Annotated in this window: 14 protein-coding genes; 9 read left to right on the top strand and 5 right to left on the bottom strand. The window is 33.9% G+C overall.

Annotated features, from left to right (window positions below):
- The 3 genes from DFR66_RS05265 to DFR66_RS05255 all read right to left on the bottom strand — a co-directional run bounded on the left by DFR66_RS05265 (window position 1) and on the right by DFR66_RS05255 (window position 4578).
- Complete coding sequence (locus tag DFR66_RS05265; RefSeq protein WP_114753799.1) at window positions 1-978, bottom strand: DUF4837 family protein; 978 nt, start codon at window positions 976-978, stop codon at window positions 1-3.
- 48 nt (window positions 979-1026) lie between these two features.
- Window positions 1027-3087 (bottom strand): LysM peptidoglycan-binding domain-containing protein, encoded by a 2061-nt coding sequence (locus DFR66_RS05260; protein ID WP_114753798.1) that lies wholly within the window; start codon window positions 3085-3087, stop codon window positions 1027-1029.
- Between the two features lie 303 nt (window positions 3088-3390).
- Window positions 3391-4578: a phosphoglycerate kinase gene (locus DFR66_RS05255; protein ID WP_114753797.1), complete on the bottom strand. Its 1188-nt coding sequence runs from the start codon at window positions 4576-4578 to the stop codon at window positions 3391-3393.
- 284 nt (window positions 4579-4862) lie between these two features.
- Between DFR66_RS05255 and DFR66_RS05250 the strand changes: the two genes are divergently transcribed.
- The 7 genes from DFR66_RS05250 (at window position 4863) to DFR66_RS05220 (ending at window position 10680) form a co-directional block, all read left to right on the top strand.
- The gene (locus tag DFR66_RS05250) at window positions 4863-6011 is read left to right on the top strand and encodes a DNA polymerase III subunit (protein ID WP_114753796.1); all 1149 of its coding nucleotides are present in this window, start codon (window positions 4863-4865) and stop codon (window positions 6009-6011) included.
- Between the two features lie 4 nt (window positions 6012-6015).
- Window positions 6016-6399 carry a DoxX family membrane protein gene (locus DFR66_RS05245; protein WP_114753795.1) on the top strand — a complete coding sequence of 128 codons (384 nt, stop codon included), beginning with the start codon at window positions 6016-6018 and terminating at the stop codon, window positions 6397-6399.
- Between the two features lie 52 nt (window positions 6400-6451).
- Window positions 6452-6961 (top strand): acyl-CoA thioesterase, encoded by a 510-nt coding sequence (locus tag DFR66_RS05240; protein WP_114753794.1) that lies wholly within the window; start codon window positions 6452-6454, stop codon window positions 6959-6961.
- A gap of 189 nt (window positions 6962-7150) precedes the next feature.
- On the top strand, window positions 7151-8158 hold the full coding sequence (gene recA, locus DFR66_RS05235) for a recombinase RecA (RefSeq protein ID WP_114753907.1): 1008 nt from the start codon (window positions 7151-7153) through the stop codon (window positions 8156-8158).
- Between the two features lie 145 nt (window positions 8159-8303).
- Entirely contained in the window at window positions 8304-8717 is a 414-nt protein-coding gene (locus tag DFR66_RS05230; protein WP_146841095.1) for a membrane lipoprotein lipid attachment site-containing protein, read from the top strand.
- A 17-nt stretch (window positions 8718-8734) separates the two neighbouring features.
- Window positions 8735-9277, top strand: a complete 543-nt coding sequence (locus tag DFR66_RS05225) for an RNA polymerase sigma factor (protein WP_114753792.1) — start codon at window positions 8735-8737, stop codon at window positions 9275-9277.
- A complete protein-coding gene (locus DFR66_RS05220) occupies window positions 9274-10680 on the top strand; it encodes a hypothetical protein (RefSeq protein WP_114753791.1) in 1407 nt (468 codons plus the stop codon). The genes DFR66_RS05225 and DFR66_RS05220 overlap by 4 nt, the downstream gene beginning before the upstream one ends.
- On the opposite strand, the gene DFR66_RS05215 is transcribed toward DFR66_RS05220, so the two are convergent.
- Window positions 10664-11425, bottom strand: coding sequence for a lysophospholipid acyltransferase family protein (locus DFR66_RS05215; RefSeq protein ID WP_114753790.1), 762 nt, complete (start codon window positions 11423-11425; stop codon window positions 10664-10666). The two genes, DFR66_RS05220 and DFR66_RS05215, sit on opposite strands and share 17 nt — an antisense overlap.
- A gap of 259 nt (window positions 11426-11684) precedes the next feature.
- Between DFR66_RS05215 and trpS the strand changes: the two genes are divergently transcribed.
- Entirely contained in the window at window positions 11685-12659 is a 975-nt protein-coding gene (trpS, locus tag DFR66_RS05210) for a tryptophan--tRNA ligase (RefSeq protein ID WP_114753789.1), read from the top strand.
- A gap of 89 nt (window positions 12660-12748) precedes the next feature.
- Here the strand turns inward: trpS and dprA are convergent, their stop codons facing one another.
- Window positions 12749-13849 (bottom strand): DNA-processing protein DprA, encoded by a 1101-nt coding sequence (gene dprA / locus DFR66_RS05205; RefSeq protein ID WP_114753788.1) that lies wholly within the window; start codon window positions 13847-13849, stop codon window positions 12749-12751.
- 199 nt (window positions 13850-14048) lie between these two features.
- On the opposite strand from dprA, the gene DFR66_RS05200 reads away from it, so the two are divergent.
- A complete protein-coding gene (locus DFR66_RS05200) occupies window positions 14049-14993 on the top strand; it encodes an HU domain-containing protein (protein WP_114753787.1) in 945 nt (314 codons plus the stop codon).
- The last annotated feature ends 30 nt before the right edge of the window (window positions 14994-15023 follow it).

The raw sequence follows: 15023 nt of genomic DNA, 5'->3' as shown, positions 1-15023 counted from the left end.
TTACCTTTTCAATACATCTACTGATTTAATAATAGATTCTAATTCGTGCATGAGATCGCGTTTTTCTTTGGATGGAGCATAACAAAACCCTTCTAAAACCAGGATTCGATTGTATTCCTTGTCGATAATGGCGTAATTAATAAATGGCCCCGACATAAAATCATTATTTAACTCCCAAGTTCCCTTCGTTTCATAAGTTTCTTTATCATCAAGAGTAATCTTAAAAAGGTAAGGCGCGTATGCCTCTTCTGTTATCATAAACGTACTCGTCTCGGTTCCGCTAATGTATAATTTCCCAATAGAATCTCTCATTTTAATAATGCTGGAGATTAAATCTCCCTCTTTTTTTATCGTGTTTAAAGGAACTTGATAAAGTAAAAGACTGGTGTTACCGCCGATAATTTCCTTTTTTAACCACATAAAATTGCTTTTGTGAAGCATGTATGCATATCCAGAAGGAACCTGCAATGTGATGTGGAATTTATTCGAAATTACTTTGGGTTCAATGAAGGATTGACCAATGATTTTCTGGGTTTCTGCTATTTCTGCTTCCTTGATCAGCTGAATCATTTTGGGTGCATTTTTTTCAATGCATGCGATAATATCCGCGCTTGTTTTGCCAGAAATATGAAATACATTCTGAGGAGACGCATATTGATTTTTAACAATCTCAAATTTATTTATTTCCCCTTTCTTTACCACAATAATCGCTCTGGTATCAGTCATGAACCCTTCTAAAAGCTTAACTGGATATTGATTGATGTTGAATAATGGTTCTTCTTGTGGCAATCCAATTACCGGAGAAGCAAATTTATTTCGAATACTGTCTCCTACATCACCATTCCATAACTGATCTTCAATAATAACTGAAATAGTATTGATTTTCCCCGAAGTTTTTCGCGGCAAAAATTCATTTTCTTTTTTACAAGAAAACAACATTAGAGAAATTAGAAGAAATAAAAAATGGGTTTTATTCATTACTATTCAATTATAAAATAAAACCCAAATTTATAGAAGTTTATCGTATTATCCGTTTATTTTTAGCTTCATTCCGGGCTTGAGTTCTTCATTGCGAATACCGTTCCATTTTTTTAAATCAGAAATGGTTACTCCTGGATATTTTTTAGAAATACTATATAAGGAGTCTCCTTTCTTGACATAGTAATTAATCGCCTCTTTCTTAGAAGACTCAATAGTAGTAGTTTTTTTCTTAAATGAACTAACTGTTGCTTTGTTAGTATTAATCACAATTTCATCTTTAGCCACAATCAAAGTTGCGCCTTCGCCAATGGTATTGTTTTGTAAATTATTCCATTGTTTTAAATCCGACAATGAAACCCCAAATTTCTTAGCAATATTCCCTAAATTATCTCCTTGCAAGACAACATATTCAATATCTTTTCGCTCTGGAGCGGAAACTAATTCTTCTTTACGGTCAGACTCTTTTTTTACAACTTGCAACGAAGCTCCTAATTGCACGTTATCACTTGTAAGGTGATTCCATTCTTGGATTTCGGCAATGGTAACATCATATTTCTTAGCAATGCTTCCTAAGTTATCTCCTTTTTGAACCACATATAATGTAGAAGTAATAGATACTATTGATTCTTGTTGTGTTGCTTTTTTAGTTTTTTCATCCTTATTAGCTTTTGCTTCAGAAGCAACTATTCTTTGATTGCTCGAATTTTTATCTGATGAAACTAATTCCATTTTAGGCTCCTTCTTAAGAGTTGTAAAATCAGTACCAATCACTATTTTTAAACTTTTTCCATAAGCCACAGTGTTGCTTTTAAGCTTATTCCATTTTTTTATGTCTGAAACATCAACGTCATATTTATTAGCAATCATACTCAGATTATCTCCACGCTTTACTTTATAATACGTTGTTTTAGGCAGTGAAATCTTATGAATCGTATAATTAGCCGTGTCCTTTACAGTTAAAGCTTTTTCAATCTGAAATGGTTTTTCACGTTTGTCTGAATCATATTGAGTATAAGCATAAATCTGAGCTTCATTAGACGCAAAAACGGCTATTTTTTCTTGTGGTAATCTCAAATAATGGTTTTGATCATGATAAAACGGAATCACATTTAACTTGTATGACGGATTTAATAACTGTAATTGTGCAACTGGAACATCCAGTAAATCAGATATTTGCTTAAACGTCATTTGCTTCTTAATCATAATAGTATCCGTTGCAAAATGTTTAACAGATGCTCTGTTAGGAACTATTCCATGTTCTTTATGGTATTCATAAATGTACATTGTAGCAAGAAAAGCAGGTACGTATCCTTGTGTTTCTTTAGGAAGATTTTTTCTGATGTTCCAATAGTTTTGTTGCCCTCCAGAACGTCTAATGGCTTTTGCAACATTCCCCGGACCAGAATTATAAGACGCCAAAACTAAATCCCAATCTCCAAAAATTTTATACATATTTGTCATGTATTGGGCTGCCGCTTCACTAGATTTCAAAGGATCGCTTCGTTCATCTACATAAGAATCGATTTTTAGCCCGTATTGTTTTCCCGTTTGATACATAAATTGCCACAATCCGGTTGCGCCCATTTTTGAAACTGCTTTTGGGTTCAATGCTGACTCTACAACTGCCAGATATTTTATCTCTAAAGGAACGTTTTGTTTGGCCAAAGCTTCTTCAAAAAGAGGAAAATAATATTCTGATGTGCCCATCAAACGCTCAAATGATTTTTTTCTGTTCTTAAGAAATGATTTAATAATGTTTTCTAAACCTTGATTGTATTCGATATTGAAAGGTGATTTTGCATCCATTGCTGCTAATCTTTCTTTCAAAAGTGCAGTTGGCAATTCATAATCAACTATTTGGTCAATATTAATATTCTTAATATCATCGGTCAAATTGTTGTATAAATCCAGATTTGTCAATTCTTTCATCCACAAACTGTCCACACAAGATGCTAAGTCATCTTTTACGAAAGTTTTCTTGATGGAATCTAAATAGGATAATTTTGTTTCTACTCGTACAACGTCTTTATTTACAACTGTTTCTTGCGAAAATAAATGCACGGATGCTAATAGAAAAAAGGATAGGGTGGTATTTTTTATATTCATATTTTTACGATCAAAGACCTATATTACAAATGATTACAAAGCTTGTTTTCACAAACTTAATAGGTTTAAACTAAAAAATTCTTTAAATATTGTTAAAAATGCATTTTTTGCTTATTTTGTAAAGAATTTTCACCGGATTTGACAATTTTAATGATTTAAAAAAAATGAATGAATTTTAATCTAAAATAAAAAACCTCAGCAATAATTATTTTATTGCAAAGGTTTTCATTGTATTTGGACAGTGAGTTTTTAATTTAAAACAATTAAAACCTAACCGTTAGTATTTGTTTTTCAACAACTGCATTAGTCTAAAATAGCAGCTATTCCAGGCAAAGTTCTACCTTCAAGCATTTCTAGCATGGCGCCACCACCTGTTGATACGTAACTCATTTTGTCTTCCAAACCAAATTGTTTTACTGCGGCTACTGAATCACCTCCACCTACAAGAGAGAACGCTCCATTTGCAGTAGATTCTGCAATAAAGTTACCCAAAGCTATAGTTCCGTTAGCAAAATTTTCCATTTCAAAAACACCTAATGGTCCATTCCAAAGGATAGTTTTAGAATCCATAATTACTTTTTTGAAGTTTTCCAATGATTTTGGACCTGCGTCCAAACCTTGCCAACCGTCAGGAATTTCTTTTACATCAACAATTTGAGTTTCGGCTGAGTTTGAAAAATCGTTTGCAGCAACAACATCAACTGGAATGTGAATTTGAACTCCTTTTTCTTTAGCCAAACGCAAAATTTCTAACGCCAATTCTTGTTTGTCATCTTCGCAAATAGAATCTCCAATTTTACCTCCTAATGCTTTTACAAAAGTAAAAGTCATTCCTCCGCCAATAATCATATGGTCTACTTTGTCCAAAATATTCTCGATAACCGTAATTTTAGAAGAAACTTTAGATCCACCAAGAACTGCAGTTACTGGTTTTTCGCTGTTTTTCAAAACCTTATTCAAGCTTTCTATTTCTTTAGCCAATAACAATCCAAAACATTTCTCAGTTGGAAAAAACTGAGCAATAATTGTAGTCGAAGCGTGTGCTCTGTGTGCGGTTCCAAAAGCATCGTTTACATAAATATCCCCAAGTGAAGCTAATTCTTTTGCAAAAGCGACATCTCCAGCTTCTTCTTCGCTATGAAAACGCAAATTCTCTAATAATAAAACTTCTCCAGCTTGCAGTTTTTCAGCAGCAGTTGCAGCTTCTGAATCCACACAGTTTGAAGCAAACTGAACCGGAACTCCAAGAATATCTGACGCCGTTTTTAATATGTGTTTCAATGAATATTTTTCTTCAACACCTTTTGGTCTTCCTAGATGTGACATCAAAATCACGCTTCCGCCTTGAGCCAAAATAGCATCAATTGTAGGTTTTGCCGCTTCGATACGTGTAGCATCAGTTACATTAAAATTTTCATCTAAAGGCACATTGAAATCTACGCGGATTATGGCTTTTTTATTTTTGAAATCAAAATCATTTAAAGTTTTCATTAGGTCTATTTTTAGTTTGTTTATTTGTGAAATGATAACAAATATAGAACTTTTAGACTATTAATAAATTTGATAAATTCAAATAAACCTCGTTTTTAGTAACGAAATCGATGTAAATTAATAAACAATGTGACTTTTTATTATTAAAAATGTTTTTAATTCTGAAATATGTTAAATTAAATATCTAAAATACATCTTCATCTAACTGAAATTTCGAAAATCCGTACAACAAAACTTTGCATCCTAAAATTTTAGACTAAACCATTTTCTGCTATCTTTGCTTTATGCAATTTTCAGAAATTTTAGGGCAAGAACACATTAAAAGTCATTTGACAAGAAGTGCTGATTTAGGAAGAATTCCACATGCCCAACTGTTTGTTGGTCCAGAAGGAAGTGGTACTTTACCCATTGCTATTGCTTATGCTCAATACATCATTTGTAGCAATCAAAACTCTGAGAACTCAGGCTCCAACGAAGCTTGCAACCTAAAGTTTCAAAAAACCTCACATCCAGATTTGCATTTTATATATCCTACGGTAAGTACCGAAGAAGTAAAAGCAAAACCAAAAAGTATTGATTTTATCTCAGAATGGCGACAGTTTTTAGAACATAATCCATACGGAAGTTTGTTTGATTGGTACCAATTGCTTGGTGTTAAAAACAAACAAGGCGAAATTAGAGTTGATGATGCGCAAGAAATTTTAAAATTGCTTGCCTTAAAATCTTACGAAGGCGGATACAAAATAATGATTATCTGGATGGCCGATAAGCTGAATATCGCCGCATCCAATAAATTATTAAAATTACTGGAAGAACCTACAGACAGAACGGTTTTTATTCTGATTTCAGAAAATGAGGAAGATATTATTCAAACGATTCGTTCCCGTTGCCAAGTGTTGCATTTTAATGGATTAAGCGATAAAGTAATCGCAGAAGCCTTAGTTTCAAAAGAAAATATAGATTCAAAAATCGCTGTAAAAATAGCGCATCAGGCACAAGGAAATTTCAACAAAGCCTTGCAATTACTCCAACCGGACAGCGAATCAGTTTTTTTTGAAAAATGGTTTGTCGATTGGGTTCGGGCAGCTTTTAGAGCTAAAGGAAACGCCGCAGCTATTCAGGATTTGATACAATGGAGTGAGCAAATTGCCAGTTTAGGGAGAGAAACCCAAAAGAAATTTTTACATTTTTGCATCGATATGTTCCGCCAGGCATTGCTGCTGAATTACCAAACGCCAAGTTTAGTTTACATGGAACCGCAAGTAGAAAAATTCAAATTGGAGAATTTTGCGCCTTTTGTAAATGGCAATAACATCAATGATATTTTCAAAGAACTTTCAGAAGCCATGTATCACATTGAGCGCAACGGAAACGCTAAAATTATCCTCACCGATTTATCCATAAAACTAACCCGATTAATTCACAAAAAATAAAAACATGAACAACATTACTTCTATTTTAATTTTAATTTTCCTGGCTATCACATTCCTACAGTCCGGTTACGACAAACTTTTTTATTGGAAAGATAATGTGGAATGGTTAAAAGGTCATTTCGCAAAAACGCCATTAAAAAATAGCGTCCCTTTAGCATTACTGAATATTTTAATTTTAGAATTAATATCCGGTATTTTATGTGTGGTAGGCTGCATCGAATTACTAGTAAACAACGGAAGAATATTTGGTTTCTACGGTGCTGTTTTCTCGTGTATCACTTTGTTGATGTTGCTTTTTGGCCAAAGATTGGCCAAAGATTATGATGGTGCCAGAACAATTGTCATCTATTTTATTCCAGCAATACTGGCCGTTTATTGGTTAAATTAAAATTACATCTTACTATTTTGAATAACAACAATTTCCTTTTTATATAAAAAAAATGACTCCAAAACATCCTTCAGAATCCCTGACAACATTAACCGATTTAGTTTTGCCAAGCGAGACCAATCCTTTGAACAATCTTTTTGGAGGAGAACTATTAGCCAGAATGGATCGCGCAGCAAGCATAGCAGCACGCAGACATTCCCGAAGAATTGTGGTAACAGCATCCGTAAATCACGTGGCGTTCAACAGAGCCATTCCACTAGGAAGTGTAGTTACTGTGGAAGCAAAAGTTTCCCGCTCTTTCAAAAGTTCGATGGAAATATACATAGACATATGGGTCGAAGACCGCGAATCTGGTAACAAAACTAAAGCTAATGAAGCAATTTACACTTTTGTAGCAGTGGATGATACCGGAAGACCCGTTGAAGTTCCCCAAATTGTTCCGGAAACTGAACTAGAAAAACAACGTTTTGAAGCCGCCTTGAGACGCAAACAGTTGAGTTTAGTTTTAGCCGGAAAAATGAATCCACATGACGCAACCGAATTAAAAGCGTTGTTCACTTAATACGCAAAACTGACTTGTAATATTTAATTTAAAATATTCTTTAAAGAGAAATTTTTAATTAAAAAAAGAAGTATTTTTACAAAACAAATGTTCAGTTTACAAATGAAATTCTCAGGATAATTAGTCGTTCTGTCAGTTTCTTAGAGTTATAAATAATACAAATAGATGAAAGAAAAGGTAAAAGAGAAGATGAGTACAGAGAAAGAATCTAAATTAAAAGCGCTACAACTTACGCTTGACAAACTAGACAAAACCTACGGAAAAGGGACAGTAATGAAAATGGGTGACAAAGCCATTGAGGAAGTAGAAACTATTTCTTCAGGGTCTTTAGGAATCGATTTAGCATTAGGAGTTGGCGGTTATCCAAGAGGTAGAATTATTGAAATATACGGTCCGGAATCTTCTGGAAAAACCACATTGACACTTCACGCTATCGCCGAAGCTCAAAAATCAGGTGGAATTGCAGCTTTTATTGATGCAGAACACGCTTTCGATAGAAATTATGCTGAAAAACTAGGCGTAGATATCGAAAACTTAATCATATCGCAACCAGACAACGGAGAACAAGCTTTAGAAATTGCTGAGAACTTAATTCGTTCCGGAGCTATTGACATTGTTGTAATTGACTCTGTAGCGGCTTTGACACCAAAAAGTGAAATTGAAGGTGAAATGGGAGATTCTAAAATGGGATTACACGCCCGTTTAATGTCTCAAGCACTGCGTAAATTAACAGGAACTATCAGCAAAACGCATTGTACCGTTTTCTTTATTAATCAATTAAGAGAGAAAATTGGAGTAATGTTTGGAAATCCTGAAACTACAACGGGAGGAAATGCATTGAAGTTTTACGCTTCGGTTCGTTTAGACATTCGTCGTTCTACACAAATTAAAGATGGTGATAACGTGCTTGGTAACAGAACCAAAGTAAAAGTGGTTAAAAACAAAGTGGCTCCACCATTTAAAATCGCTGAATTTGACATCATGTATGGTGAAGGAATTTCAAAAACAGGAGAAATTCTAGATTTAGCTGTAGAATTTGAAATCATCAAAAAAGCGGGATCTTGGTTCAGTTATGGAGAGACTAAATTAGGACAAGGTCGTGATGCTGTTAAGTCTTTAATCAAAGACAATCCGGAATTAGCCGATGAATTAGAAGAAAAAATTAAAGCTAGAATAAAAGAACTAGCTGAAGCATAATAAGTAAAACCCGTCTCGCATCTAAAAAACGAGACGGGTTTTTTCATTTTTACACGCAACCTTTTGCTATATTTTTTATCTTTTAAAAAAAACAGCCTGTAATCTTATGATGAAGCTAACTAGTATAAATTTAAAAAATTAAGAAATGAAAAAAATCGTCCTCTTTATTCTGTTCATTACAACCTTGACCGGATGCTCCGTTGATAACGACAATCAAGATTCTTATAGCTTTGAAGTACTGCCTGTAGATAGCTATACGTTACCCGAAAAATTTATATTGGGAAACACCTATGAGATAAAACTAAAATATCAAAGACCTACCGAATGTCATTTATTTCAAGGGATTTATTATGATAAAAATTTGAATGTAAGAACCATCGCCATTCAAACGGCTGTGAATACTAACCAAGTTTGTACACAACAAATTCCAGCACTTTCAGAAGTTTCTTTTAAATTTTATGTAACCAATACCGGCTCCTATATTTTTAAATTTTATAAAGGAAAAGATGCCGCAGACAAAGACCTTTTTGAAGAAGTAGAAGTTCCAGTAGACAACTAAAAAATAGAATAAATTCTGTGGGATTAGACCAAATAATTGCAGACTGTAAAAAAAATGACCCTAAAGCTCAGGAACAATTGTATCAATTGTTTTCTAAAAAGTTTTTTGGGGTATGCTTAAAGTATTCCAGTAGTTATGAGGATGCCCAAGACAACTTACAGGATGGATTTTTAATTGTTTTCAGAAAAATTGAACAATTTAGTGGCAAAGGCTCTTTTGAAGGTTGGGCCAAAAGAATAATGATCAATAATGCGCTACAGAAATACAAAGGAGTTCGATACATGGAAGTAATTAATGAAAATATTCCAGAGGAAGACGTCGAAATTGACGATGACCAAATCCCAATTGAATATTTGATGCAAATCATTCAAGAATTACCGGATCAATACCGATTAGTTTTCAATCTCTATGTGCTAGACGGTTACTCTCATAAGGAAATTGCAGAAATGCTTACGATAGCAACAGGAACAACAAAATCAAATCTAGCCAGGGCTAGGATGATCTTAAAAGAGAAAATAGAAGCATATACAAGAATTAAAATAAAGTCATTGGCAAAATGAACGATAAAAAAAACATAGACCGATTTTTTCAAGAGCAGTTCAAAGATTTTGAAATGACTCCGAATGAACAGGTCTGGAAAAACATTGAAACAGAATTAAAAAAAGAAAAGAAAGAACGAAAAATAATTCCATTTTGGATAAAATTTCCGGGAATTGCCGCCGCATTTCTTCTGGGTTTATTTGCTTTGAACAGTCTTCTGGATAACTATCCGAATACTCAAAATGGCATTGTTGTATCGCCAAAAATTTTAAAAAATTCTATAGAAAGTAAGGATTTAATTATTGAAAAAAAGAGTAATTCATTGGATAATAAAAAAGAAATTCCACTTGTTGTAAACAAAAATAAAACAGACAAAAAAAATGGAAAAGAATTTACATCCTCAAATCAATCCGAGTTTAATTCGAACAAAGACAAAGAGAAAAATCAAAATAATGCTGTTGTTTATTTACAAAAAAATTATCCTTCTGTAAATCAAGAAACAACAAACACTAAGGAACATTCAAATAAAATAATTATCGCTGAAACGAATAATGCATCAGATCAAATCTTGGAAAAAAAACGTTTAAACGAAACTGAAAACACTAAAATTGCTCTGACAGATGCTAAAGAACAATCATCAAATACAGTTGAATCGCCAAACGAATTAGATGAAATCCTTAAAACTAAAAACGATAAAAAAACTGTAGTCATTAGCTCAAAAAACAAATGGCAAATTACGCCAAACATAGCGGCTGTATATCTGAATCCAAATTCAGGTGGCTCAGCTATTGATCAACAATTTTCAGAAAATCAAAAAACGACGGATAACAGCTTAAGTTTTGGTGTAGGTGTGAATTATGCTGTTTCTAAAAAAGTGACCTTACGAAGCGGAATAAGCAAGCTATCGCTAGGCTACAACACTAATAACGTATCCTATTCGACAGGTTTGTCAAATAACAACCTAGCAAATATCAATTACACTTCAAATGCGTTAATCGAAATTAAAAATGAATCCAATTCAAGCATGTTATCCTTATTTGAAATCAACCTACAGAAAACAAATACGGGTGCTATCAATCAAAAAATGGGTTATTATGAAGTCCCACTAGAAGTTTCGTATGCTGTTTTGGATACTAAATTTGGAATTAACCTTATCGGAGGTGTAAGCACTTTATTTCTCAACCAGAATGAAATTTCGCTGGTGTCCACGGAAACGAATGTAACATTAGGAGAGGCCAATAATTTGAATTCAATTAATTTCAGTACCAATGTAGGGGTTGGTTTTCGATACCAAATTGTAAAATCATTTCAAATTAATTTTGAACCTATGTTGAAATACCAATTGAATACATTTTCCGGTAATTCGGGAAATTTCAAACCGATGTTTGTGGGATTGTATTCTGGAATTAGCTATAGCTTTTAATTATTTCAGCATCAAAAGCTACTAATTGGGTATAAATAATGTCTCGCACTTCTTCTCGAATTTCCTTACGATCAACACTTGATTTACCAGCAGTTTCTATATGTGAATGCATTTTTACACGCAATAAACCCGGGCTTCCGCTGAGAAACGTGTACGAGAATCTTTTTTTATTGTCAGCAAAAGTAATGGGAACAATTGGGATTTCATGTTCTATCGCCAATCGGAAAGCACCATCTTTAAAAGTATCCAAAATTATAGATTCATCATCAGGAACACCGCCTTCGGGAAAAATACAAATGCTCAACCCTTGATTGATCCTTTTTTGAGCACGGTTAAAAACTTCCATTCTGCTTTTTGAAGAATTCCTATCTACTAAAATACAAGTCCTTTTATAGAAAAATCCGAACAAAGGAATTTTTGACAATTCTTTTTTTCCCACAAAAACAAACGGATTTCTTGTCAAAGCCAGCATCAGCATAATATCTACCATAGAAGTATGATTAGCAACAATCATGTAACTTTTTTGATATTCCATTTCTTGAATTTTATCAATTTTGTAATAAAATCCCATTCCAAAAAGAATAAATTTTGCCCAAATACGAGCCATCTTAAAAAAATAAGGATAACCGCTTTCCGTCAAAATTGATAATACCAGAAAAGGAAACATCACTACTATGGGAATAGTCATCAAAATGTAAAACCAGATGCGCCACAAAACCCAAAATATAATTTTTAATCCTCTCATAGGTTCAAAAGTAAGAAATCAGATGTTATAATGCTCAAAAAAAATTCGTGCGTTTTTTAACATGTAAGTCATCAAAGTTTTTATGTTACCGGTCAATTATAACTCGTTCTTTTAATCATCAACGTTTTACAGACTTAAATGACTTATATGGTTAAAAAAACTACCAACACAATTTAAATTAAGTTGATTTTATAATTTGCGAATTTGCGGTAAAAAATAAAAAACTTTGCGAACTTTGCGGTAAAAGTTAAAAATCATAATGGCAAAAATACTTACAGGCGTTCAAAGTACCGGAACACCGCATTTAGGAAACTTACTTGGCGCAATCATTCCCGCAATAGCATTATCAAATAAACCTGAAAACGAATCTTTTCTTTTCATTGCTGATTTACATTCGATAACACAAATAAAAAACGGCGAAACCTTACGAACCAATACCTACAGTACTGCTGCAGCGTGGTTGGCGTGTGGTTTAAATGTAGACAAAGTGGTTTTCTACAGACAATCTGATGTGCCGCAAACAGCAGAATTATCGTGGTATTTGAGTTGTTTTTTTCCTTTTCAGCGCTTGACATTAGCGCATTCTTTCAAAGACAAATCCGACAGACTGGAAGATGTTAACGCTGGTTTGTTTTCGTATCCAATGCTAATGGCAGCCGATATTTTATTATACGACGCAGAATTCGTTCCCGTAGGAAAAGACCAATTGCAACACCTTGAAATCACTCGTGATGTTGCTTCGCGTTTCAACCACCAAATGGGAGAAACGTTCGTACTTCCCGAAGCCAAAATTCAGGAAGACAGCATGCTGATTCCAGGAACCAATGGCGGTAAGATGAGTAAATCAGCCAATAATATTATCAATATATTCCTGGACGATAAATCATTACGCAAACAAGTGATGAGTATTGAAACCGACAGCACACCGCTGGAAGAACCTAAAAATCCAGATACGTGCAATGCTTTTGCTATTTATGCTTTACTAGCTAATGAAGAACAAATCGCAGCGATGAAAGCCAATTACCTTGGCGGAAATTATGGTTACGGTCATGCCAAACAAGCGTTGTTTGAATTGATTTGCGAAACTTTCAAAACCGAAAGAGAAAAATACAATTACTACATGAACAACCTACCTGAAGTAGATGCACTTTTAAAAATTGGTGCAGGAAAAGCTTCGGCTGTGGCCAATGGTGTTTTGAACAGAGTAAGAGAAAAATTGGGATTTGAGGTTTAAAAATCAGTTTTTTAAACATATAAGTCATTTAAGTTTTTTATAGTTTTATTACTATTTCACAAAAGCTTAAATGACTTATGTGTTAAAATCTAAATCGCCTCAAACAATTTTCCCGGTAAAGGCCGAATCACACCTTTCAGTTCCATATTCAACAGCATTCCTGAGATTTTATAAATAGGAAAATCACAGCGCAAAGCAATAATATCCATCAGTTCTTTTCCAGTTTTAAGGAGGTAATCATAGACTTTTTGTTCGTCATCATCGAGAGAAACAAAGAGTTGTTTCTGTACGGGTTTGGATTCCTTCTGGATATCCCAATTCAAAATATAAATCAAATCAGCAGCACTGGTCAAGACATTTGCTTTTTGAGTTTTTATTAGATTATTGCAACCCAAACTATACTTATCCGTAACACGCCCCGGAACCGCAAAAACATCACGGTTGTAATCATTGGCCATGTTTGCCGTGATTAACGAGCCGCCTCTATCTGCTGATTCAATTACAATGGTTGCTTCAGACATTCCTGCGACGATTCGGTTTCTTTTTACGAAATTTTCTTTATCTGGATTGGAAGAACTCCAAAATTCGGTCATGAAACCACCGTTCTGCTCTACTTTCGACACATATTTTTTATGGGTTTTCGGGTAAATTTGGTTCAAACCATGCGCCACCACTCCTATCGTCTGTAAATTATGTTCCATTGCCAGTTGATGCGCAACAATATCAACACCATAAGCAAAACCACTCACGATTATAGGATCTAGCGGAGCCAAATCTTCAATCAGTTTTCTGCAAAATTCAGTTCCGTATGAGGTAATTTGGCGCGTTCCTACAATGCTGATTATTCTTCTGTTTTTTAAATTAATATTTCCCGATGTGAATAATAAAAGTGGTCCGTCAATACAATGTTTCAAACGTTCCGGGTAGTCTTCGTCCTGAAAATAAACCGCATTGATTTCATTCGCTTTTATAAACTCCAGTTCTTGAGTTGCTTTTTCGAAAACGGATTTGTCTTTTAAATTTTTCAACAAAACAGACCCTACTCCATCAATAGCAGCAAGTTGCGATGCTTTTGTATTAAAAACGGCTTCTGCAGTTCCAAAATGAGTCAGCAGTTTTTTAGCCATTATGTCGCCCACACCTTCTATTCTTTGCAATGCCAATAAATAAAATAAATCCTGCTCTTTCATATGTAGATAATGCTTGTTTTTTATTGGAATATGGAATACGCCAGTTTAAAAAAATCTTTATTTATGTTTGTATAACGATTAAACATGGCTATTTCATGCTAATTATTTGAGAGTGAAATGTATAAATTTTTATGCGGATTGTTAATAAAAATTGTGAATAAAATTTTGATAACTATTTTGGTTGTATAACTTTGTAAGTATGAAAATCGAACTATACATCGCGCAGCTTTTATACCGTTATCAATGTGTTACCGTTCCTGGATTCGGAGCATTTTTGACTGAAATCCAATCGGCAAAACTAAACGAAAGTACAAATTCATTTTCTCCACCCAAAAAAATGATTGCTTTCAATGCTAATTTAAGAAACAATGATGGTTTATTAGCCAATCATATCGCTCAAGCAGAAAAAACATCGTATGAATATGCTGTAAGTAAAATTCAATACGAAGTGTTTAATTGGAAAAAAGCATTTGAAGAAAACGAACTTATTACTATAAAAAATGTAGGTGATCTTCGCTTGAACGCAGATAAAAACATTGTTTTTACTCCGTACGATCAAACGAATTATTTAACTAGTTCTTTTGGGTTGGCTCCTTTTGTTTCACCACTTGTAAAAAGAGAAATCTTTGAAAAAGAAATAGAAGCAATCGAAGAAAAAGCAACTATCACAATGGTTCCTGAGACAAGAACAGCAAATCCATATTTAAAATACGCTGCTATTTTTGTATTAGGATTAGGACTTGCAGGAAGTGTGGGTTATCCAATGTACCAAAATCAAATCGCCTCAGAAAAGATTCTTGTTGAAACTGCCGTTCAAAAACAAGTTCAAGATAAAATTCAGCAAGCCACTTTCTTCATCGAAAGCCCTGTTCCTGCCGTGACACTTTCTTTAAAGTCTGACAAGGAAATGAAAATGCCGTATCACATTATGGCTGGAGTGTACCGAGAAGAAAAAAATGCCAACAAAACATTGCGAATTCTTACTCGTTTAGGATATGATGCCAAACGAATCGCTCCTAATAAAAATGGTTATTTTCCAGTTTTATATGGTAGTTACGCCACATTTGCTGAAGCTGAAAAAGCAAAAAAAGAAATCAATGAAAAGCACAATCCAGAGGCTTGGATATTGATTCAATCACTATAAAACAAAAACCCTATTCATACCGAATAGGGT

It is taken from the genome of Flavobacterium glaciei (genome assembly GCF_003350545.1).
Lineage (GTDB): Bacteria > Bacteroidota > Bacteroidia > Flavobacteriales > Flavobacteriaceae > Flavobacterium > Flavobacterium glaciei.
The sequence above is the reverse complement of the archived record's forward strand: the minus strand, read 5'-3'. Positions and strand labels throughout refer to the sequence as shown.

What these genes read in the sequence shown, in the direction of transcription:
- DFR66_RS05240 (WP_114753794.1), top strand. Translation starts at nt 6,452, where the DNA reads ATGACTCCAAAACATCCTTCAGAATCCCTGACAACATTAACCGATTTA.
- DFR66_RS05215 (WP_114753790.1), bottom strand. Translation starts at nt 11,425, where the DNA reads ATGAGAGGATTAAAAATTATATTTTGGGTTTTGTGGCGCATCTGGTTT.
- DFR66_RS05220 (WP_114753791.1), top strand. Translation starts at nt 9,274, where the DNA reads ATGAACGATAAAAAAAACATAGACCGATTTTTTCAAGAGCAGTTCAAA.
- DFR66_RS05265 (WP_114753799.1), bottom strand. Translation starts at nt 978, where the DNA reads ATGAATAAAACCCATTTTTTATTTCTTCTAATTTCTCTAATGTTGTTT.
- DFR66_RS05230 (WP_146841095.1), top strand. Translation starts at nt 8,304, where the DNA reads ATGAAAAAAATCGTCCTCTTTATTCTGTTCATTACAACCTTGACCGGA.
- recA (WP_114753907.1), top strand. Translation starts at nt 7,151, where the DNA reads ATGAGTACAGAGAAAGAATCTAAATTAAAAGCGCTACAACTTACGCTT.
- dprA (WP_114753788.1), bottom strand. Translation starts at nt 13,849, where the DNA reads ATGAAAGAGCAGGATTTATTTTATTTATTGGCATTGCAAAGAATAGAA.
- DFR66_RS05255 (WP_114753797.1), bottom strand. Translation starts at nt 4,578, where the DNA reads ATGAAAACTTTAAATGATTTTGATTTCAAAAATAAAAAAGCCATAATC.
- DFR66_RS05250 (WP_114753796.1), top strand. Translation starts at nt 4,863, where the DNA reads ATGCAATTTTCAGAAATTTTAGGGCAAGAACACATTAAAAGTCATTTG.
- DFR66_RS05260 (WP_114753798.1), bottom strand. Translation starts at nt 3,087, where the DNA reads ATGAATATAAAAAATACCACCCTATCCTTTTTTCTATTAGCATCCGTG.
- DFR66_RS05200 (WP_114753787.1), top strand. Translation starts at nt 14,049, where the DNA reads ATGAAAATCGAACTATACATCGCGCAGCTTTTATACCGTTATCAATGT.
- DFR66_RS05245 (WP_114753795.1), top strand. Translation starts at nt 6,016, where the DNA reads ATGAACAACATTACTTCTATTTTAATTTTAATTTTCCTGGCTATCACA.
- trpS (WP_114753789.1), top strand. Translation starts at nt 11,685, where the DNA reads ATGGCAAAAATACTTACAGGCGTTCAAAGTACCGGAACACCGCATTTA.